The 19,514-nt window shown below is 65.0% G+C and carries 17 protein-coding genes; 13 read left to right on the forward strand and 4 right to left on the reverse strand.

Going from position 1 to position 19,514, the window contains the following annotated elements; all coding sequences use genetic code 11:
- Positions 1-2 precede the first annotated feature (2 nt).
- On the forward strand, positions 3-1,427 hold the full coding sequence (locus tag ACVWZ8_RS14345) for a sugar nucleotide-binding protein (RefSeq protein ID WP_456504985.1): 1,425 nt from the start codon (positions 3-5) through the stop codon (positions 1,425-1,427).
- Between the two features lie 7 nt (positions 1,428-1,434).
- Here ACVWZ8_RS14345 and ACVWZ8_RS14350 read toward each other — a convergent pair whose 3' ends face one another.
- From ACVWZ8_RS14350 to ACVWZ8_RS14360, 3 genes are all read right to left on the reverse strand, one after another.
- Complete coding sequence (locus tag ACVWZ8_RS14350; protein ID WP_456504986.1) at positions 1,435-3,102, reverse strand: DUF2142 domain-containing protein; 1,668 nt, start codon at positions 3,100-3,102, stop codon at positions 1,435-1,437.
- Entirely contained in the window at positions 3,102-4,106 is a 1,005-nt protein-coding gene (locus tag ACVWZ8_RS14355; protein ID WP_456505955.1) for a substrate-binding domain-containing protein, read from the reverse strand. The genes ACVWZ8_RS14350 and ACVWZ8_RS14355 overlap by 1 nt, the downstream gene beginning before the upstream one ends.
- Before the next feature lie 244 nt (positions 4,107-4,350).
- Positions 4,351-6,312 (reverse strand): DUF7657 domain-containing protein, encoded by a 1,962-nt coding sequence (locus tag ACVWZ8_RS14360; RefSeq protein ID WP_456504987.1) that lies wholly within the window; start codon positions 6,310-6,312, stop codon positions 4,351-4,353.
- A 356-nt stretch (positions 6,313-6,668) separates the two neighbouring features.
- On the opposite strand from ACVWZ8_RS14360, the gene ACVWZ8_RS14365 reads away from it, so the two are divergent.
- Positions 6,669-7,079, forward strand: a complete 411-nt coding sequence (locus tag ACVWZ8_RS14365) for a GtrA family protein (protein ID WP_426978684.1) — start codon at positions 6,669-6,671, stop codon at positions 7,077-7,079.
- Between the two features lie 83 nt (positions 7,080-7,162).
- On the opposite strand, the gene ACVWZ8_RS14370 is transcribed toward ACVWZ8_RS14365, so the two are convergent.
- Positions 7,163-9,844: a GH25 family lysozyme gene (locus ACVWZ8_RS14370; protein WP_456504988.1), complete on the reverse strand. Its 2,682-nt coding sequence runs from the start codon at positions 9,842-9,844 to the stop codon at positions 7,163-7,165.
- 298 nt (positions 9,845-10,142) lie between these two features.
- Here ACVWZ8_RS14370 and ACVWZ8_RS14375 point away from each other — a divergent pair, with 298 nt between their 5' ends.
- The 11 genes from ACVWZ8_RS14375 to ACVWZ8_RS14425 all read left to right on the forward strand — a co-directional run bounded on the left by ACVWZ8_RS14375 (position 10,143) and on the right by ACVWZ8_RS14425 (position 19,499).
- A complete protein-coding gene (locus ACVWZ8_RS14375; protein WP_426978679.1) occupies positions 10,143-11,366 on the forward strand; it encodes a CpaF family protein in 1,224 nt (407 codons plus the stop codon).
- Positions 11,366-12,220, forward strand: a complete 855-nt coding sequence (locus ACVWZ8_RS14380; RefSeq protein WP_456504989.1) for a type II secretion system F family protein — start codon at positions 11,366-11,368, stop codon at positions 12,218-12,220. The genes ACVWZ8_RS14375 and ACVWZ8_RS14380 overlap by 1 nt, the downstream gene beginning before the upstream one ends.
- Positions 12,217-13,158, forward strand: coding sequence for a type II secretion system F family protein (locus tag ACVWZ8_RS14385; protein ID WP_456504990.1), 942 nt, complete (start codon positions 12,217-12,219; stop codon positions 13,156-13,158). The genes ACVWZ8_RS14380 and ACVWZ8_RS14385 overlap by 4 nt, the downstream gene beginning before the upstream one ends.
- 122 nt (positions 13,159-13,280) lie before the next feature.
- A complete protein-coding gene (locus ACVWZ8_RS14390) occupies positions 13,281-13,523 on the forward strand; it encodes a hypothetical protein (RefSeq protein WP_456504991.1) in 243 nt (80 codons plus the stop codon).
- Positions 13,524-13,559: 36 nt separating this feature from the next.
- On the forward strand, positions 13,560-13,955 hold the full coding sequence (locus ACVWZ8_RS14395; protein ID WP_456505956.1) for a TadE family protein: 396 nt from the start codon (positions 13,560-13,562) through the stop codon (positions 13,953-13,955).
- Positions 13,936-14,400, forward strand: coding sequence for a hypothetical protein (locus ACVWZ8_RS14400; protein ID WP_456504992.1), 465 nt, complete (start codon positions 13,936-13,938; stop codon positions 14,398-14,400). Before ACVWZ8_RS14395 ends, ACVWZ8_RS14400 begins: the two co-directional genes overlap by 20 nt.
- Positions 14,401-14,477: 77 nt before the next feature.
- Entirely contained in the window at positions 14,478-14,912 is a 435-nt protein-coding gene (locus ACVWZ8_RS14405; RefSeq protein WP_426978671.1) for a pilus assembly protein TadG-related protein, read from the forward strand.
- A gap of 80 nt (positions 14,913-14,992) precedes the next feature.
- Positions 14,993-16,108, forward strand: a complete 1,116-nt coding sequence (prfB, locus tag ACVWZ8_RS14410) for a peptide chain release factor 2 (RefSeq protein WP_456504993.1) — start codon at positions 14,993-14,995, stop codon at positions 16,106-16,108.
- A gap of 208 nt (positions 16,109-16,316) precedes the next feature.
- On the forward strand, positions 16,317-17,147 hold the full coding sequence (gene ftsE, locus ACVWZ8_RS14415) for a cell division ATP-binding protein FtsE (protein WP_426978667.1): 831 nt from the start codon (positions 16,317-16,319) through the stop codon (positions 17,145-17,147).
- Positions 17,144-18,058: a permease-like cell division protein FtsX gene (gene ftsX / locus ACVWZ8_RS14420; RefSeq protein WP_456504994.1), complete on the forward strand. Its 915-nt coding sequence runs from the start codon at positions 17,144-17,146 to the stop codon at positions 18,056-18,058. Before ftsE ends, ftsX begins: the two co-directional genes overlap by 4 nt.
- Positions 18,059-18,083: 25 nt before the next feature.
- On the forward strand, positions 18,084-19,499 hold the full coding sequence (locus ACVWZ8_RS14425) for a peptidoglycan DD-metalloendopeptidase family protein (protein WP_456504995.1): 1,416 nt from the start codon (positions 18,084-18,086) through the stop codon (positions 19,497-19,499).
- Positions 19,500-19,514 lie beyond the last annotated feature (15 nt).

A 19,514-nucleotide genomic window follows, 5' to 3' on the forward strand; every position in this document is an offset into this window, starting at 1 on the left:
CGATGTCGATCGAGTTCTCGAAGAAGCTCACAGCGCACGAAACCCCCATCCCCGGCGTCGTCCTCTACGACCTCCCGGTCCACGGAGACAACCGCGGCTGGTTCAAGGAGAACTGGCAGCGCGAAAAGATGGTGGCCCTCGGCCTGCCGGACTTCCGCCCGGCGCAGAACAACATCTCGTTCAACGAAAAGGCCGGGACCACCCGCGGAATCCACGCCGAACCCTGGGATAAGTTCATTTCGGTCGCCACCGGACGGATTTTCGGCGCGTGGGTGGACCTTCGCGAGGGTCCGTCGTTCGGCGCGGTCTTCACGGCGGAGCTGGACCCGAGCCAGGCCATCTTCATCCCCCGGGGCGTGGGCAACGCGTTCCAGACCCTGGAGGACAACACCGCCTACACCTACCTCGTCAACGACCACTGGTCCGCGGACGCCCAGGGCCAGTACACCTTCCTGAACCTGGCCGACGAGACCGCCGCCATCGCGTGGCCGATCCCGCTGGAGCAGGCCGAACTCTCCGACAAGGACAAGGCGCACCCGCGCCTGGCGGATGTGGCGCCGATGCCGGCGAAGAAGATCCTGGTGGTTGGCGCGGACGGCCAGCTCGGCAAGGCCCTGCGGGAGCTGTACGACGGCGAGACCGGCGTTGAGTTCGCCGGCCGGAATGAGTTCGACCTGGCCAGCGAGGATTCCTTCGCGTCCCGGAACTGGAAGAACTACTCGACGATCATCAACGCGGCCGCCTACACGGCCGTGGATGCGGCGGAGTCGCCCGAAGGCCGGGCCGCCGCCTGGGCGATCAATGTCACGGCCGTGGCGCGGCTGGCCCGCACCGCCGTCGAGCATGACCTGACCCTCGTCCATGTCTCGTCGGACTACGTCTTCGACGGCGCCCGCACGACGCATGCGGAGTCCGAACCGGTAGCGCCGCTGGGCGTCTACGGCCAGACGAAAGCCGCGGGGGACGCCGTCGTCAGCGTTGTTCCCCGCCACTACATCGTCCGCACGAGCTGGGTGATCGGCGAGGGGAACAACTTTGTCCGGACCATGGCCTCGCTCGCGCGGCGGGGGATCGAGCCGTCCGTCGTCGATGACCAGATCGGACGGCTGACGTTCACGCAGGACATCGCCGCCGGCATCAGGCACCTGCTGGAGACGGGCTCGGACTACGGCGTCTACAACCTCAGCAACGACGGCGAACCACAGTCCTGGGCCGCAATTGCAGCCGATGTTTTTGACCTGGCGGGCGGGCAGGCATCACATGTCTCGGGCGTCAGCACGGAGGAGTACTTCAAGGGCAAGCCGGCGGCGCCGCGGCCCCTGAACAGCGTCCTGGCGCTGGACAAGATCTGGGCCACCGGGTTTCAGCCTCCGCAGGTGTCCCAACGGCTCAAGGAGTACCTCGGCGCAGAACTTTCGCAGGGCTGAGGCAGCCCTAGCGGTTGCCGGATGGCCGGTTCAGGGCGGAACGCAGTTTTCTGACCCGGCGGGACAGCCTCGGCAACAGCTCGAAGCCTGGATGCAGGTAGGAAAACAGTTTCGAAGCGGCGACCAGCAGCACTGCTGCGAATACCACGGTGAGGACCTCCCAGGAGAGGGGAGGCTGCCAGCCGGGAACCGTGACCATGGTCTGCCAATTGCCCCACTCCTGCAGGCCGACGACGTAGCGCCGCAGCACGTTCAGGAAGGCGTAGATGTGTGCAACCCAGGCTGCCAGCAGCAGAATCCTGGTGATGGTCCGGCTCTGGGGGCGCTGGTGGAACGGGCGGAACCTCATGGCCAAGCCCGCTGAGATCAGCGCGATCGCGAACAGCGGGAGGCTGTAGCGTCCCTGCCAGATGAAGCCGGTGGTGTTGATCAGCGCTGCCTGGAGCGCTGCCGGCACCACCGCGAGGAATGCCAGCGCCACCCAGAAGGCCCCTTGCAGGCGGTAGGGCCGGACGAGGAACACCATAAGTACCAGCCCGACGAGCAGCAGGCTCCAGAAGGCGAGGACTCCCTGGGGCACCGGCGCATCGAGCCACCCTGCGACGCCGACGTACTGGTGCACAAAGTCGAACGACCTGTCCATCATGGTCAGGAAGGCGTTGTAAGGGCGCACTTCTCCGCCGAGATTCGAAATGCCTGCCGGGGCTTCCCCTGCGGAAGCGGGCGCCTTCAGCATGATGAAGTTCCAAGCCACGCCCAGGACAATTCCGACGCTCGCCAGGGCTGTGACTGCCAGCACGATCCGGTTCCTGAAGATGGCTGCAACGTCGGCCCGCCGGAAGACCAGGCATGCAACGATCGCGCCGCACAGCAGCCACAGCAGCGACACGTTTCGGGTGTTGGCCAGGGTTGCGGCGGCGACGCCGACGGTCACGATGCCGGGGCGCGCACGGTCCAGGTGTCGGGAGTTCTCCAGCACCGAAACCAGTCCACAGAATGCGGCCATCGAGGCCGCCACTTCCAGGGAGTTGGGATTGATGCCGCTCGCCAGGAACAGCACCATCGGTGTCGTCGAAATGCTGGCCGCGATCAGCGGCCACTTCGGGTGGCGGAGACGTGACAGTGCGGTGAAGCCGGCCGCGTAAAACGCCGCCGACATCAGGCCGCTGACGATCCGCATGGCAAACAGTGCGGGGGCACCTGACATGAAGAGGCTGGGCAGCCCGACCAGCCAGTAATAGAACGGGTTGTACAAGCCTGCCGAGGTTACGCCGATGGTTTGGTAGTTGTCATCCGGCGGTATGGCCGGAGCGCAACCCGCGGGTTTTTGCATCTGGAACGAAAAGCACATCTGGGATTCGACGTTGGCGATGTAGGACGGAACCTGAACATGGATGCCGTGGCCGTAGGACTCTCCCGGTGCGGGGAAGAACTGGCCCCGGGCCACTGCGGCCGCCTTGATGGCGTGCGAGGGTTCATCCGGATACGCCATGAGCGGTGTCGCCAGGATCCACAGGGTGGTGAGGAGGGACAGAAGAGCGAAGACGGGCAGGAAGAACCTCAGCCCGCTGCGGGTGGCCGGGGACAACTCGCGCCTGCGGGAGCGGCCGCGGAGTGTGCTCTTTGTGCCAGTAGTGACGGACGACGGCTGGGTGCCGGTCTCGGTTGCGTGCATCAACTCGCCTCCCCGATAGTTTCAATCAGTTTGTTGGACTCGCGCAGGGCGGCTTCGCTTGGCGAGGCCACGTTTGCGAAGTAGGTCGAGGCGACCTGGCCATCGGGGCTGAGCACGAATTTCCCCCAGGATTTCACGAGCGTGGTCAGCTGCGCGTTCTTGTATGAACGGCAGAATGCCTGGTAGCTGACGACGCCCAGGGCGTAGCCTTGGGCGCTTGTTTCCGGAAGCGTGAACTCGACGCCTGTGGGGACGGTCCGGGTGGCCCCTTCCTGGGCAGCGACGGCCGCTGAGTCCTTGGAGATGCGGATGAAACCGTCACCGAAGCTAAGGAGTGCCGTGTCGAAGCGACCGCCGATCGAGCCGAGATCCATAAACGCTATGGCCCCCTCCGTCTCGTCGACCTTGGATCCGACATCGGAGAGTTTCTTGACCTCGATCCCGTCTTCAGATTTCGGCCAGACGGCGGAAACGCCGGCGGTCCACTCCGGGGCGCCGCTGAGATATTTGGTGGACGCTGTCGTTTCGGCACTTGGTGCCGTCGCCGTGACCGGAACGATCTTCGTGGATGGAAGCGTGAGGCCGGGATTCAGCCCGGCGATCTCACTCGCGTCCCAGCGGGTGATTTCCCCGGAGAAGATGCCGGCCAGCACAGCCGGCGTCAGCTTCAGGCTCCGGATACTGGGCATGTTGAACGCAACGCCGATGGACGTGATGGAAACCGGGACGGAAAAAGCCCCCGAGGGCCCGCAGGCCGCCTTGGTCCGATCCTGCTGCTCAACCGTAAGGGGCGCATCCAGTGCCGCAAAGTAGGCCTGCCCCGTTGCCAGGGCAGACAACCCGACGTCGTGACCATCGGGGGAGTAGTTCAGGGACGTGGCGTTGTTCTTCTTGGTCCAGGCGCTGCTCCATGCCCCGATCGGGTCTTTTTGCACGGGGGTCCCGATCGCGGTGAGAGAACCTATGACGCCGTTTGCGGACGTCCCGCCGGAGCAACCGGCCACTCCTATGCCAGCGAGCAGAATGCAGGCGAAAGCCCCGCCTATGGACCGATTGCGCAACGAAAATCCTTTCCCAATCTGGAGTGTGCCGAGTCCTTCCTCCCTACAACCCTAGCCTCTCCGCCCTTGCGGCTTGCCATTTCGGCGGGTTGCAGCGGCCTCCGATGCTCCGCACGGAACAGCAATCAGGCGCCGCACGGCGGCGCCGCTGCCTACCTTCGATGCTGCTGGAACGTCCGCCTGGCACTTAGGAGAACTTGTAGGTGAATATGTCCTGATCGGACCACTTAAGGACCCGGTCCGCTCGGAGACATGGATCATTCAGCGGGTGGGTGGAAGCGATTCCCTGCAGATTCGGGATGCGCAGCTTGAGGTCGCAGGGGTCCGCTCCGACCATTGCGGAGTCCGAGCCATTGTTGCCGAACGAGATGGGTTGGCCAGGCAACCACTGGAAGTAGATGAATCCGCCACCGCGGTTCCATTCGTTGGCGTGGGCCTGATCCGGATCCAACTTGGCCCATTGCGTCTTGTCGGGCCCGGATCGCTGCAGCCCGCTCAGCGACGGGACACCGTTGGCCAGCATGACGGTGTCAAATGCTGGTGAGTCGGACACCCACACCCCGTCCGTCGCCCGTGCAGTCTTTCCTTGATCGCGCAGGTAGCCTGCAGTTGCGGATACGCGCAGATCGCCCATGCCGAAGAGCAGCGGGTTTGCATTGATGACAGGCACCGCGGCCAACGCAGAGACGAGCAGCATCGGCCAGATCTTGTGGGGAAACCGCGTCACGCAAAAGACCGCGACGGCAACGGCGATAGCCACAAGAGCGATGAACGTGTTCGTGATCACGGGAAGCTGTGACTGCTGAAGCAGCGAAGCGGCGTAGGCAGTAATCAGGCCGCAGACGACCGCCGAGACAACAGGTAGCCGCCAGCCGGGCCTGGCCGGCAGACGGGAAAGCAGCAGGCAGACCAGGACGGCTCCAGTTATCCCGCAGACCTGGGCCGCCCGCGCGGGCTGAATGTAGTTCAGCAGGGGGATAGCTGCGCTCTGGTCTCCGAGGTTTATCGTGCACCAGGCGAGCCACGTCAGCCCGAATCCCAGCAGAACCAAGACGACGACGTTGTCCCGCGGGCGCCCAAACTTTCTGAGACCGACGAGCAGGAAAGCTGCCCAGACGAACGTGATGGTGAACGCTGTCGACAGCTCACTCTCGTTGCTTCCCACCGGAGTCATCTCCTGCAGCGCGCCCAGGGCCGGAGCGCCGAAGAGCATGCCGAAGCTCTGCGCTGCGCCCGCGGACCTGCGTGAGCCCGGGTACACGGATTCCAGCAGCGCCGCTATTCCAGCACGGTTTTCCCCGAGGACACCCCCGGCAAACACCATGGCAACCAGGCCCGCGCTGCCCAAAGCCAGGATTTTCGGCTTCCAGTTTGCCCGGACGGCGAAAATCCAGGCGACGGTCGCAACAAGGATGGGCAGGCCAAGAACCAGGGACCACGGGATGTAAAAACTGGGCATTCCGGCGATCAGAATTCCTGACGCAACGCTCTGCAGCGCGGGAATGAGGCGCTCTTGACGCGTGAACCGCTGGAACGCGGACAACAGAAGACTCGAACCTGCCACTGTGTAGGCGATGAGCTGGATCGGCATCATCGTCCACCACGATGCGGCCGGGGACAGCACTATCAGCATCGCTGCCAGCCACCCCCAGCGGCCGCCGGCACCTACCTGGACAAACCACTTGGGGAGGAAGAGGAAAAGCAGCAGTGCCGGCAGCCACCAGTGGGCAGCGAACACCATGGCGTCCGGCAAGAACGATGCACTGTGCAGGAGGGTGGAATCGAAGAACACAATGGATTCAAAAAAACCACCGGAAGAGTAGCGGTGAACCAGATCCGCCGGGGCAGCAAGCACGCTGGTCGTCGGTGCGCCGCCGGTCGCCATGATCGAAAGGACAATGGGGGAGAACGCATTGTATTCGTCCGCCCGAATCGGGGATGACTCTCCGAGTTGAAGACCCAAGGGATGACTTGAGTCCTCCCTGAGTACGGAAATCCCAATGGATGAAGTGGTAGCTCCGCTGGCCACAACAACCAAATACGCAAGGACAACCGCAACCTTTAACGCATTGTCATTGAGGCATATCCACGTAAGAATTTTCTCTTTAGATCGTGAAACACGTGAAGAAAATGTCGCTGTCGTTGGCAAACTATTAGTCCTAAAAAGGCTCGTCGTGGAATCGCTTTCGAATCTAACATGCAGGCAGATGGAGGACGTTTGGTGGTTGCCATCAGCCTGACGCGGCGACCTCAGTATGCTACCGTATAGCGGAGGGTTCCATGCGGACCCACCGAAAGCAGGGCACCTCGCTGACAGCGGACCCTCGGGTGATGCGGCCCCTCGGGCGATGCAGGCGGCGCCTACGCTGGATCGGTGCGCGGCCTCTCTAGAGCTGAAAATAGCCTGATCCGGTTTGATTGTTTCGGCGGCGTTATTACTAGCGTGGATAACGCAGGATCCACTGAAAGCTAAGAGGATAAGTGCTCAGAAGGCATTCAAAAGTCGTGCTAAACAATGAGGTGGCCAGGTTCTTGATCGTCGGCGGTTTATCCTTCGCCATAGATTTCGGCCTTCTCACGCTGCTTCACGAGGTCTTCGGTGTTGAGCTGTGGTTGGCCACTCCGATCGCGTTCCTGACGAGTCTCGTCTTCAACTTCGTCCTTCAACGAGTCTTTACTTTCCGCGCGCAAAATGGTCGAAGCGTCAGTTTGCTCAAGTATTGCTTGCTCGTTGCCTTTAACACCGCGGCCGTTGACTTCATCGTCAATTTTGCTGAGTGGATGGGGCTCGGCTATCAGATCGGGAAGATTGCTTCCACTGCTCTGATCACGGCGTGGAACTTTCTCCTCTATAAGCACTGGATTTTCCGGTCCGGCAGCAGTGCGCCGAGTGACTCCGAAGAAATTTCCGCCTGACAGCTCCTATTTCCCCGGCCTGGACCGTGTTGTCAGTCGCAGCCTGGCGTAGCCGCGTGTTGCCTCCGCAGGACTTCGAGGGGTTACAGGCCCCCCGCGGCTTTGCTGCCCTTGTATCCGTCGGTGCGCATGCCGTCGCCGGCGTAGAACCACAGGCTGCCGTCGGAGCGGCGCCCAAGGAGGTCAGCCTTTCCGTCGCCGTTGTTGTCTCCGGCCCCGAGGATCTGGTCGTAGATGGACCAGCCGGTACCGATTTGGCGGCCGGACCGGTAGCCGCCGTTGCCGTCACCCGGGTAAAACCAGAGGCTGCCGTTGGAGTGTCGGGCCAGGACGTCGGGGATGCTGTCGGAATCGAAATCGCCGGAACCGACGATCAGGTTGTAGATGCCCCAGCCCGTACCGATTTTCGAGCCGGTTCGGTAGCCGCCGCTGCCATCGCCGGCGTAGGTCCAGAGTCCGCCGACCGAATCTCGTGCCACCAGGTCCGGGATTCCGTCGCCGTTGGCATCGCGGGCCCCGACCAGTTGGTCAAAGACGTTCCAGCCGGTGCCGATCTGGCGGGCGGATTGGTAGTTTCCCTTTCCGTCGCCGGCGTAGAACCAGAGGCTGCCGTCGGGCCGGCGGGCCACCATGTCGGGTTTGCCGTCGCGGTTGGAGTCGCCGACGCCCACGAGCCTGTCGTAGATGTTCCATCCGCTGCCGATGACGCGACCGGTCCGGTATCCGCCGCCGCCTGTCCCGGCATAGAACCACAGAGAACCGTCCGAATGCTGCGTGACCAGGTCCGGTTTGCCGTCACCGTCGGAATCCCCCACCCCGGTGACGCGGGTGAAGATGTTCCAGCCAGTGCCGATCTTTTGAGCGAGGTTGTATCCGTCGGTGCGCATGCCGTCGCCGGCGTAGAACCACAGGCTGCCGTCGGAGCGGCGCCCAAGGAGGTCAGCCTTTCCGTCGCCGTTGTTGTCTCCGGCCCCGAGGATCTGGTCGTAGATGGACCAGCCGGTACCGATTTGGCGGCCGGACCGGTAGCCGCCGTTGCCGTCACCCGGGTAAAACCAGAGGCTGCCGTTGGAGTGTCGGGCCAGGACGTCGGGGATGCTGTCGGAATCGAAATCGCCGGAACCGACGATCAGGTTGTAGATGCCCCAGCCCGTACCGATTTTCGAGCCGGTTCGGTAGCCGCCGCTGCCATCGCCGGCGTAGGTCCAGAGTCCGCCGACCGAATCTCGTGCCACCAGGTCCGGGATTCCGTCGCCGTTGGCATCGCGGGCCCCGACCAGTTGGTCAAAGACGTTCCAGCCGGTGCCGATCTGGCGGGCGGATTGGTAGTTTCCCTTTCCGTCGCCGGCGTAGAACCAGAGGCTGCCGTCGGGCCGGCGGGCCACCATGTCGGGTTTGCCGTCGCGGTTGGAGTCGCCGACGCCCACGAGCCTGTCGTAGATGTTCCATCCGCTGCCGATGACGCGGCCGGTCCGGTATCCGCCGCCGCCTGTCCCGGCATAGAACCACAGAGAACCGTCCGAATGCTGCGTGACCAGGTCCGGTTTGCCGTCACCGTCGGAATCCCCGACCCACGAGGCCTTGTACGTGGACGAAAGCGGCAGTGGCGGCGCAGGGGGGGCCGCACTTGCCTTGGCGGCAAACGTGGACAGTTGGGAGAACGTGCCGTTCCAGACGTTCGAGTCACCCGCGAACGGCCCCGTGCTGCTGTACTGCCAGATGCTGTAGTTGCTCCAACTCGAGGGAATGGCACCCGCATTGTTCGTGGGGGCGCTCGGGTAGGCGGCAACCCACAAGGGGTAGTTCCCGAAACCGGAAGCGTTGCCGGTGCACTGGTTCCACCAGGAGGTGTTGGTGTAGATAACGGGAAGTCGCCCGGTCAGCGACAACATGGTGTTCCCGAAGTCGCGCACCCAGGACGTCAGCTGCGCGGGTGACATGCCGTAGCACGTATTGCCGAAGTAGAAGCCGTTGATCGTTCTGCCGGCATAAGGATTGAACTCAAAGTCAAGCACTGGCGGGAGCGTGTAGCCATCCGCACTCCATCCGCCGCCGTTCTGGACGAAGTACCGGGCCTGGTCGGCACCGGACGACCAGTTCGGGATCGCAAAGTGATAGGCGCCGCGGATCATTCCCACGTTTCGGGAACCCTCGTACTGGGAGCCAAAGGTCTCGCTGGCGTAGTAATTGCCCTCGCTGGCCTTGACGTAGGCGAACCGGGCGCCCATATTCCACTGCTGCTGCCAGTTGACGCTCGGCTGGTGGCCGCTCACGTCCAGCCCCGTGATCCCGAACGACGGCGACCACGTGCCCTGCGTCGTGAGCGTTCCGATCGCCGCGGACTGGGTGGACCTCTTGAGGGCCTGGGAGGACGAGGTGACCCGGGCAGAGCGCTGGCCCATCTCTGCGCCGCCGGGACCGATTGCCGCGGCCATCGCCGCCCGGTCCTTGAGTGCACCGGTATCCGGGGCAGGGCTGGCGGTGGAGGGCCCGGGCGAGGCTGGCGCCGCCGCCTGGGTTGTGCCCCGGGAAGCGGATGGAGTCGGAGCCGCTGTCTTGGCGGCCGTGGGCCCGGCGGTGGCCGTCGGAGCAGGCGGGGCAGTAGCAGCCATGGTGGCGGCGGGAGCCGGCGACACGGTGGGCGACGGCTCGACGGCGCCCGCCGGCTGGGCCAAACCTGGACCGGCCAGGAGTGCGACGGCGAGGATGGTGGCCCCGATTCGGCGGCCGCACTGACTGGCTGGGGCAAGTAGGGTCCGCTTCATATTCCGCTCCGGAGCAATGACACGCTGTCCGAGCCGCGTCACGTAGGTCTCGTGCCCGGTTGAACTGCGAAAAGGCTGTCCGGGGCCAGAGATGGTTTGTTATCGCGCCCACCCTAACATCGGTGGATTTGTGAAACCAGTGTTTCTGGTGTTGCCCACGGGAAAGTTGTCATGTCGAAATCTTGGCAGTTATCCACATACCGCCTGGTGCGCTATTGTCCCGCCGATCACCCTCCCATAGCTTTAACCCAATTGCCCTGCCTCGGCGGAAGGGCGGCAGTCATATATCGGGGGCCAAGTGGAGGCTGTGCGCATTGTTGAGGATGAAGTCCGCGAGCTGATCCGACGCCGCGGGCTGGACCCGCTGCGGCAGGCCGGAGAAGTCCGGCGACTCGTCGAGGCAGCCGTCACTGACTACGACGAGCGGGCCCTCCTGGCGCCGTTGCCTCCGATCGGACCCTTGGAGCCGGCCAGACGATTCGTCTTCGACGCCGTGGCCGGCTTCGGCGCATTGCAGCCGCTGCTGGACGACCCCGGGATCGAGGAGATCTGGATCAACGCGCCGCATGAGGTCTATGTGGCCCGCAACGGCGAATCGGAGCTCACCTCCATCTCACTTTCCGACCAGCAGGTCCGGGATCTGGTCGAGCGGATGCTGAAGAGCTCGGGGCGGCGCCTCGACATGTCCTCTCCGTTCGTTGATGCCGCCCTTCCCGATGGATCGCGGCTCCATGTTGTGATTCCGGACATCACCCGGCGGCATTGGGCCATCAACATCCGGAAGTTCGTCGTTAAGGCCAGCAGGCTCGAACACCTTGTGGAGCTGGGAACACTCACCCCGCAGGCTGCGCGGTTCCTGGGGGCAGCTGTGGCCAGCGGCCTCAACATCCTGGTGTCCGGTGCGACCCAGGCAGGCAAGACCACAATGCTCAACTGCCTCGCAGCCGGCATCGGCACCCGGGAGCGTGTCATCACCGTGGAGGAAATCTTCGAACTGCAGTTTCCGCTGCGTGACGTGGTGGGCCTCCAGTGCCGGCAAGCGAATCTGGAAGGAGAGGGCGAGATCCCTCTGCGCCGGCTCGTCAAGGAAGCACTGCGAATGCGGCCGGACCGGCTGGTCGTCGGCGAAGTCAGGGAGGCCGAAAGCCTCGACATGCTGATCGCCTTGAATTCCGGGCTGCCGGGAATGTGCTCGATTCACTCGAATTCGGCCCATGACGCCGTGACGAAGCTGTGTACCCTCCCGTTGCTGGCCGGGGAGAATATCTCCAGCGCCTTCGTCGTTCCCACTGTCGCCTCCTGCATCGACTTGGTGGTCCACTGCAGCCGGTACGCCAACGGGCGCCGGCAGGTCACGGAAATCCTTTCGCTCGGACGCAGAGTCGAAAACGGCATCATCGAATCTTCCATGGTCTTTGCCATGATCGACGGACAGCTTCAACCAAAGGCCAATTCAATGCCCGCTGCGGAGAAATTCGCCCGCTCCGGGTATGACGTCGCTGCGCTGCTGGAGCCACGCTGATGGCCCCGCTGCTCGGGGTGCTCGCAGGGGCCGGACTTCTGCTGATCTGGTGGTCCGCCTGGGAGCAGCCGCAAGCTGCCCAGCGCGCGCCGCGAAGCCGCAGACTGGAGGACCTGCTGCGGACTGCGGGCATAGAGAAGGTCAGCGGACCGGGTTTGTTGGCAAGCTGCCTCGGCGTCGGGGCCTTTACGACCGTCGTGTTCTTCGCACTGACCAGGTCCTGGCCGATCTCGGGCTGCTTCGGATTGTTCGGCGCCTGGTTGCCGATGGCCGTCGTGAGGTGGCGCGCCCGGAAACGCGCCGCCGTCCTCCGCCAGCTCTGGCCCGACGTCGTCGACCACCTGCGATCCGCCATTCGGGCCGGCCTCTCGCTGCCCGAGGCCCTCATCCAGCTCGGGGACAACGGTCCGCTGGAGCTCCGTCAGGTGTTCCGCGACTTCGGTTCCGACTACCGTTCGGGAGGCCGGTTCGATCCGTCCCTGACCAGGTTGAAGGATCGTCTGGCCGACCCTGTGGCCGACAGAATTGTCGAGGCGCTCCGGCTGACCCGGGAAGTGGGCGGGTCGGACTTGGGCCGCCTCCTGGGCACCCTTGCCGAGTTCCTGAGGGAGAGTGCCCGGACCCGCAGCGAACTGGAGGCCCGGCAATCCTGGACCGTCAATGCGGCACGCCTCGCGGTCGCCGCACCGTGGATCGTCCTCGTCCTGTTGGCAAGCAGACCCGAAGCTGTAGCGGCCTACAACACGCCGATCGGAGCGGGCGTCCTGCTGGGCGGCCTCGCGACCTCCCTGGTCTCTTACGCCATCATGTTGCGCATCGGAGCCCTCCCGGAAGATGAAAGGGTCCTGCGTTGAGCGGGCTCATGGCCAGTGCCACCGTGTGCGGTGTGGTCCTCGGCGGCGGACTCTGGCTCCTGCTCGTGCGGCTGCCCTTCATGAGACCCATCAGCTTTGCCGAGCGAATCGGGCCGCAGCTGAAGTCCCACAACCTTGAATCGCGACTGCTGCGCACAGCAGCCCGGGACGTGACCCCGTTTGGTCCGCTGGAGCGCATTCTCCGGCCGGTGCTGCGGGACGCAATCGCCACTCTGGGCAAAATCAACCCCGGTACCTCGGCCTTGACGCGCCGGTTGGCCCGGTCGGGGAGCTCCAAGTCGCCGATCGATTTCCGGGCCGAGCAACTCCTGTGGGGCGCCGGGGGCCTGGTACTGGCCGTCGGCGCGGTGATGCTCTTAGGCGCCGCCGGACGGTTCAGTCCCACGATTGCCGCGGTGGTCGTACTGGCCGGCGCCAGCGGCGGTTACCTGCTTCGGGACTACGCGCTGTCGGCGCACATCAAGAGGCGGGAGTCCCGCATGATGGCGGAATTCCCCAGCATCGCGGAACTCATGGCGCTCGCTGTCAGTGCAGGCGAGAGTGCCACGGGCGCGCTGGACCGGGTCTGCCGAAGCGCCCGCGGCGAATTGTCGAAGGAATTCACCCGCGTTCTCGCCGAGACCAGGGCTGGGACGCCCCTGGTCGACGCGCTGCAGGGGTTCTCGTCAAGGACGGACCTGGGCCCGCTGATCCGGTTCGTGGACGGAATGATCGTGGCCGTCGAACGCGGGACGCCACTGGCCGACGTGCTGAGGGCCCAGGCGCAGGATGTCAGGGACACGGCGAAACGCGAACTGATGGAATCAGCCGGAAAGAAGGAAATCGGGATGATGGTGCCGCTCGTTTTCGGGGTTTTGCCGCTCACAGTCGTATTTGCGGTTTTCCCGGGTCTGGCTGCCATCAGTCTCGGACTCTAGGCCAGCAGGAAGACAACCAGGCCAGCAGGAAGACAACCAGGCCAGGAAAGAACTGGTCCAACAGGAAAAGAAAAGGACCAAGGCGTAGACAAGGCTCCAACCACCAGTACAAAGGGGACACAGTGAATCTCATTGGTATCCGCATAGCGATGTCGATCTTCGCCTTGAGTACGCTGCTTCGGCGGCCATCGGCACGGGCCGCGCTGGAACGGCGGCCGGCCCAGGACCACCCTGAACGCGGGGACGTGCCGGGGTGGGTGATGATCACCCTGATGTCGGCCGTTCTTGTCGCTGCCCTGCTGGCGATCGCGGGGCCGGCGCTCGAGGGACTGTTCAACCAGGCGATGGACAAGGTCGGGCAGTAACCGGTGGGTGCACCCGGCGAATGCTGGGGCCGAGGTCTGCACGCGGGCCGGGAAACGGACAAGGAAGCGGACCGGGGCGCGGCCGTGGTGGACTTCGTCCTGGTCGGCGGCCTGCTGACGCTGTTCTTTCTGGCCATCATCCAGCTCACCCTGGTCCTCCACGTCCGGAACACCTTGATCGACGCGGCCGCCTCCGGTGCGAGATACGGCACGCTCGCGGACCGCAATTCCGGCGATGCCCGGGACCGGACGGCCCAGCTGATCGGCGTGGCCCTCAACCCTGACTTTGCCAGAGACGTGACCACGAGTGAAACCACCTATCAGGGCATCCGTACGCTGGAGGTGATCGTCCGTGCCCCGCTGCCGGTGATCGGTCTGATCGGGCCGCGGGAACTCCTGGAGGTGCGGGGGCATGCGGCTATCCAGTCCTGACTGCCAGGAGTCCAGCGGAGCTGATGGCTCCGAACAGGGGAGCGCGGTGGTGGAATTCATCTTCCTGTCCCTGCTGCTGATGGTCCCGCTCGTTTACTTCGTCATCACCGTAGGGCAGATCCAGGGAGGCTCTTTCGCCGTCGTCGGGGCCGCGGACCAGGCCGCCAAGGTCTTCGTTTCCCAGCCGGATGCGGTGAGCGGGAGGGCCGCCGCGGAGCAGGCCGTCCTGCTGGCGCTCGCCGACCACGGGCAGGAGGCCGGAAACGCGAGCCTGGACACGAGCTGCCAGCCGGCTGACTGTATGGCTGCCGGCTCCGCCGTGACCGTCACCGTCACCGTCAATCTCACCGTGCCGCTGCCGTTTGTTCCGTTCAGTGATGCCCTCCACCTCAACGCGAGCCGGCTCAGCGCCTCGGCGACCCAGCTGGTCGGACGCTTCCGGTGAGCCGCATGATCGGGCCGGGCCCCAGCGACTGGAGACACGACAGGCGGCACAGCGGTCGGCGCAGAAGGCTGCGTGCAATGCACGGGGAAGGCGGCCAGATGACGGTGCTGATCATCGGCTACGTCCTGCTCGCCCTGCTCGTCGCGACCGTCGTGGTGGCCGTGTCCAGCGTCTACATCGAGCACAAGAAGCTGCTCTCGCTGGCCGACGGCGCCTCGGTGGCGGCGGCCGACAGCTTCACTCTGGGGCAGCTCGAGAATTTCACCGGAACGCCCACCGCCGTGCTGGACGGAGGAAGGGTCAGGGGCGCCGCCGTCGACTACCTGGAGCGCAACGGTGCCTTCTCCCGGTTCAGCGGCCTCGCCGTGGCTCCCGAAACCGGCAGCCCGGACGGTTCCACCGCCGTTGTGACCCTGAGCGTCGCTGTGCACCCTCCGGTGGTCAATTTCCTGGTCCCGGACGGCATCAGAGTCGAGGCGAGTTCGACGGCGCGCTCGCGGCTCACCCGCTGATAACCAGGCAAGTCCGCCGGAGTGCACCGCCGGGAGAACGGGCGGACCGGCCAGCACGGATAGCGTAGGGTTAAAAAACCATGGCTAACATTGATTTTCCCGCAGAAATCCGCGCGCTGCGCGCCACCTACGCCTCCATCGAAAACGTTTCGAATGTCGAGGCGCTGAAGGAAGACATCGCCGAACTGAGCGAACGGGCGGGTGAACCCAATCTGTGGGACGATCCCGCCGCCGCCCAGGTGATCACCTCCCGGCTCTCGCACCGCCAGTCCGAACTGGCACGCCTGGATTCGCTCACCTCGCGGATCGACGACCTCGAAGTCCTCGTGGAGCTTGGCCAGGACGAGGATGACGCCGCCTCCATGGGGGAAGCCGCCACGGAGCTGGAGTCGATCCGGAAGACGCTGAAGGAACTCGAGGTCGTGACGCTGCTGTCCGGCGAATTCGATGAACGCGAAGCCGTGGTCACCATCCGCGCCGGCGCCGGCGGCGTGGACGCCGCCGACTTCGCCGAGATGCTGATGCGGATGTACTTGCGCTGGGCCGAACGCCACGGCTACCCGACGACCATCATGGACACCTCCTACGCCGAAGAGGCCGGGCTGAAATCCGCCACCTTCGAAGTCAAAGCACCCTACGCCTACGGCACGCTGAGCGTCGAGGCCGGCACCCACCGCCTGGTTCGGATCAGCCCATTCGACAACCAGGGCCGCCGCCAGACCTCCTTCGCCGCCGTCGAAGTGATCCCGCTGATTGAACAGACGGACTCCATCGACATCCCGGACAACGAAATCCGCGTCGACGTGTTCCGCTCCTCCGGCCCGGGCGGCCAGTCGGTCAACACCACCGACTCGGCCGTGCGCCTGACCCACATCCCCACCGGCACCGTGGTGTCCATGCAGAACGAGAAATCCCAGCTGCAGAACCGTGCCGCTGCCCTCCGGGTGCTGCAGTCCCGCCTCCTGCTGCTCAAGAAGGAGCAGGAGGACGCCGAAAAGAAGGCCTTCGCCGGCGATGTGAAGGCCTCCTGGGGTGACCAGATGCGCTCCTACGTGCTCAACCCGTACCAGATGGTCAAGGACCTCCGCACCGAACACGAGGTGGGCAACACCTCCGCGGTGTTCGACGGCGAGATCGACGACTTCATCGACGCGGGCATCCGCTGGCGGACCGACAACCGGAACGCCGAGAAGTAGGCCAGCGCCGGCGCCAGGCCTGGCGGACCGAGCCTGCCCGCACGGCGCGCTGACGGCCGCAATCGCGCGACACACCCCGCAGCTCCAGATCAACGGCAGTTACCCGTGCGTATAGTCGAGAAGCCGGAGCTTTACCTTCCCCCAACGAAAGCCCGCGCACCGGCAGCAGGACTGGCCATGAGCCACGCCCTGCAGGGTACTTAGGGCCATGATCCGATTCGAAAATGTCACCAAGGTCTATGACCAGAAGGCGCGCCCCGCGCTGGATTCGATCAACCTTGAGGTCGACCGTGGCGAATTTGCCTTCCTGGTCGGCGCCTCGGGCTCCGGCAAGTCGACCTTCCTCCGGCTGGTCCTCAAGGAGGACCACGCCTCCTCCGGCGCCGTCTATGTCGCGGGCCAGAACGTGGCGAAGATTTCCAGCTGGAGGGTTCCCCGGCTGCGCCGCGGGATCGGCGTCGTGTTCCAGGACTTCCGGCTACTGCCGCAGAAGACGGTGTTCGCCAACGTCGCTTTCGCAATGCAGGTCATCGGCAAGAGCCGCAGCGTCATCCGGGACACCGTGCCCGAGGTCCTGAAGACCGTCGGTCTGGAGGGCAAGGAGAACCGCCTGCCGCACGAACTTTCCGGCGGCGAGCAGCAACGCGTGGCGATCGCGCGCGCCGTCGTCAACCGCCCCGGGATCCTGCTGGCCGACGAGCCGACCGGAAACCTCGACCCCACCACCTCCATGGGCATCATGGGCGTGCTGGACAAGATCAACCAGAACGGGACCACCGTCGTGATGGCCACGCACGACGACGACATCGTCAACGAGATGCGCAAGCGCGTCGTCGAGCTGAAGAACGGCGTCGTGATCCGCGATGAGGCCAGGGCCCTGTACACCTCGATGATCCCGGTCGTGGGACAGTCGCGCCGGCTCAGGGACGCCAGCGGCAGGGACCCCGAGCCCGCTGCCGGATCAGCCTCCTCCACCCGCAGCGAGGTACGCGCCGACTCACGCGCTGCCGCCCGTGCCGCAGGGGAGGGCCAGCTGTGAGGCTTGCTTTCGTTCTCGCCGAGATCGGCAGCGGACTGCGCCGCAACCTGTCCATGGTGGTCTCTGTCATCCTGGTGACCTTTGTGTCCCTGACCTTCGTCGGTGCCGCCGGCATGCTGCAGCTGCAGATCAACCAGATGAAGGGGTACTGGTACGACAAAGTCCAGGTGGCCATCTTCCTGTGCAGTGACGGTTCGACGGCGGCCGGCTGCGCCACCGGCCCCGCCACCGCCGAGCAGCAGGAGAACCTGCGCGCGCTCCTGCAGTCACCCGCGGTGGCCCAGTACGTCAACGACTTCCAGTTCGAGTCCAAGGACGACGCCTACAGACACTTCAAGGAACAGTTCTCGAACTCCCCGATCGTTGACTCCGTGACGCCGGACCAGCTGCCGGCGTCGTTCCGGATCAACATGAAGGACCCGGAGAAGTACCAGATCATCAGCGAGACCTTTTCCTCGCAGGCCGGCGTGGAGACCGTGATCGACCAGCGCCAGCTGCTCGAGCGGCTGTTCTCCGCGATGAACGCCGCCTCGCTCGTCGCGGTCGGCATCGCCGGCGTGATGATTGTCTGCGCGATCCTGCTGATCGCGACCACCATCCGGCTGTCCGCGTTCAGCCGCCGCCGCGAAACCGGGATCATGCGCCTCGTCGGCGCCTCCAAGATGGTCATCCAGCTGCCGTTCATCCTGGAGGGCGTGATTGCGGCCGTGATCGGCGCCGCCCTGGCCTCGGGCACGCTCTGGGCGGTGGCCTACTTCTTCCTCGGCGACTATCTGTCCCGGCAATACCCGGACACGGCCTTCATCTCACCCGGGCAGACCCTGATCCTGGCCCCGGCCCTGATCGGGATGGGCGTTCTCCTGGCCGGAATTTCCTCACTGCTGACCCTCCGCCGATATCTGAGGGTCTAGTTTGCGCAACGAAAAGGGATGGCACATGACACCGACGGATCGACGGGCACGGCCGTTCAGCCAGGCCGGACAGCGCCAGGCCGGACAGCGCCTGGCCGGACAGCGCAGCCGCGTGATCAGCGCCGCACTGGCGCTGGTGCTCGCGGCCAGCCTGGGCACCTCGACCCCGGTTGCGTTCGCAGACGAGCTTGAAGACCAGCAGGCCGCGCTCCGGGACGAGGCGGCCCGGGTCCAGCACTCCCTCGAATTCGTGGATGCCCGCATTGCCCAGGCCGCGGGGGACCTGGTCCTCTACCAGGGTCAGCTTCCCGGGGCGCAGCAGGCACTGCTCGAGGCCCAGGGCCGGGTGGCCGGCGCCGTCAAGGAGGTCGAGGCCCTGGCGGCCCGGGTAGATCTCGCGCAGCAGAACAAAGCCAAGATCACGCAGCAGCTGGAGACCGACAAGCAAAAGATCGCGGACACCAAGAAGCTGATCGGGCAGATCGCAACCCAGGCTTACAAGTCCGGCGGCGTCCCCTCCAACCTCTCGCTGTTCTTCGGCTCGAACAACGGCAGCCTGACGGACACGATCGACCTCGCCGACCAGGCGATGCGCAGCCAGAACGCGGCGATGGACAAGCTCACCCAGCAGAGCGCCACGAACACCAACGCCCAGGCCCGCCTCGAAGCGGTGGAAGCCGAAATCAAGGACCTCAAGGCCAAGGCAGACGCAGCGTTGGCGCGGGAAAAGGCGGCCCGCGACGAGGCCGAGGCCAAGAAGGCCCAGGTGGACAAGCTCATCGCGGACACCACCCGGCTCGACGCCGAACTGCAGGCGGCTAAGCCGGGCATCCAGACCCAGCTGGCTCAGGTCAAGGCCCAGCAGGACGCCGTCGCCGCGGAAATCGCCGAGCGCGACCGGAAGCTGCGCGAGGCCTGGGAAGCCGAGCAGCGGCGCATTGCCGAAGCTGCCGCGGCAGCCGCCCGCGCCCGGGGCCAGGCAGTCCAGCCGTACGTCCCTCCGGCGCAGGGGTCGCCGTCGGCGTTCGGCCTGCGGAGTCCCTTCAACGGCGTCCCGATCACCTCCGGCTTCGGCTGGCGTGCGACGCCGCCGGGCACCATCGACTTCTACGGCCAGGGTGGCTATATGCACACCGGCATCGACTTCGGCGCCGCCTGCGGCACCCCGGTCTACGCACCGGCGGCGGGTACCGTTTTCTCCGCCGGCTGGACCAACGACGGCGGCGGCAACAATGTGAAAATCTCGCACGGCGTCGTCCAGGGCAACTCGCTGACCACGATTTTTTATCACAACACCAGTGTCGTTGTGTCCCGCGGGCAGCAGGTCAGCCAGGGGCAGCTGATCGCCTATTCCGGAACCACCGGAAACTCCACCGGCTGCCATTCACACTTCGAGACCTGGCTCAACGGCCGGGCCGTTGATCCGATGAACCTGCTCTGATCCGCCCGGAGCGAA

The organism is Arthrobacter sp. UYCu723 (assembly GCF_054059215.1).

Bases quoted from the DNA above. Each gene is read 5' to 3' on its own strand.
- ftsE (WP_426978667.1), top strand. From the start codon at position 16,317: ATGATCCGATTCGAAAATGTCACCAAGGTCTATGACCAGAAGGCGCGC.
- ACVWZ8_RS14370 (WP_456504988.1), bottom strand. From the start codon at position 9,844: ATGAAGCGGACCCTACTTGCCCCAGCCAGTCAGTGCGGCCGCCGAATC.
- ACVWZ8_RS14345 (WP_456504985.1), top strand. From the start codon at position 3: ATGTCGATCGAGTTCTCGAAGAAGCTCACAGCGCACGAAACCCCCATC.
- ACVWZ8_RS14350 (WP_456504986.1), bottom strand. From the start codon at position 3,102: ATGCACGCAACCGAGACCGGCACCCAGCCGTCGTCCGTCACTACTGGC.
- ACVWZ8_RS14405 (WP_426978671.1), top strand. From the start codon at position 14,478: ATGCACGGGGAAGGCGGCCAGATGACGGTGCTGATCATCGGCTACGTC.
- ACVWZ8_RS14425 (WP_456504995.1), top strand. From the start codon at position 18,084: ATGACACCGACGGATCGACGGGCACGGCCGTTCAGCCAGGCCGGACAG.
- prfB (WP_456504993.1), top strand. From the start codon at position 14,993: ATGGCTAACATTGATTTTCCCGCAGAAATCCGCGCGCTGCGCGCCACC.
- ACVWZ8_RS14380 (WP_456504989.1), top strand. From the start codon at position 11,366: ATGGCCCCGCTGCTCGGGGTGCTCGCAGGGGCCGGACTTCTGCTGATC.
- ACVWZ8_RS14400 (WP_456504992.1), top strand. From the start codon at position 13,936: ATGCGGCTATCCAGTCCTGACTGCCAGGAGTCCAGCGGAGCTGATGGC.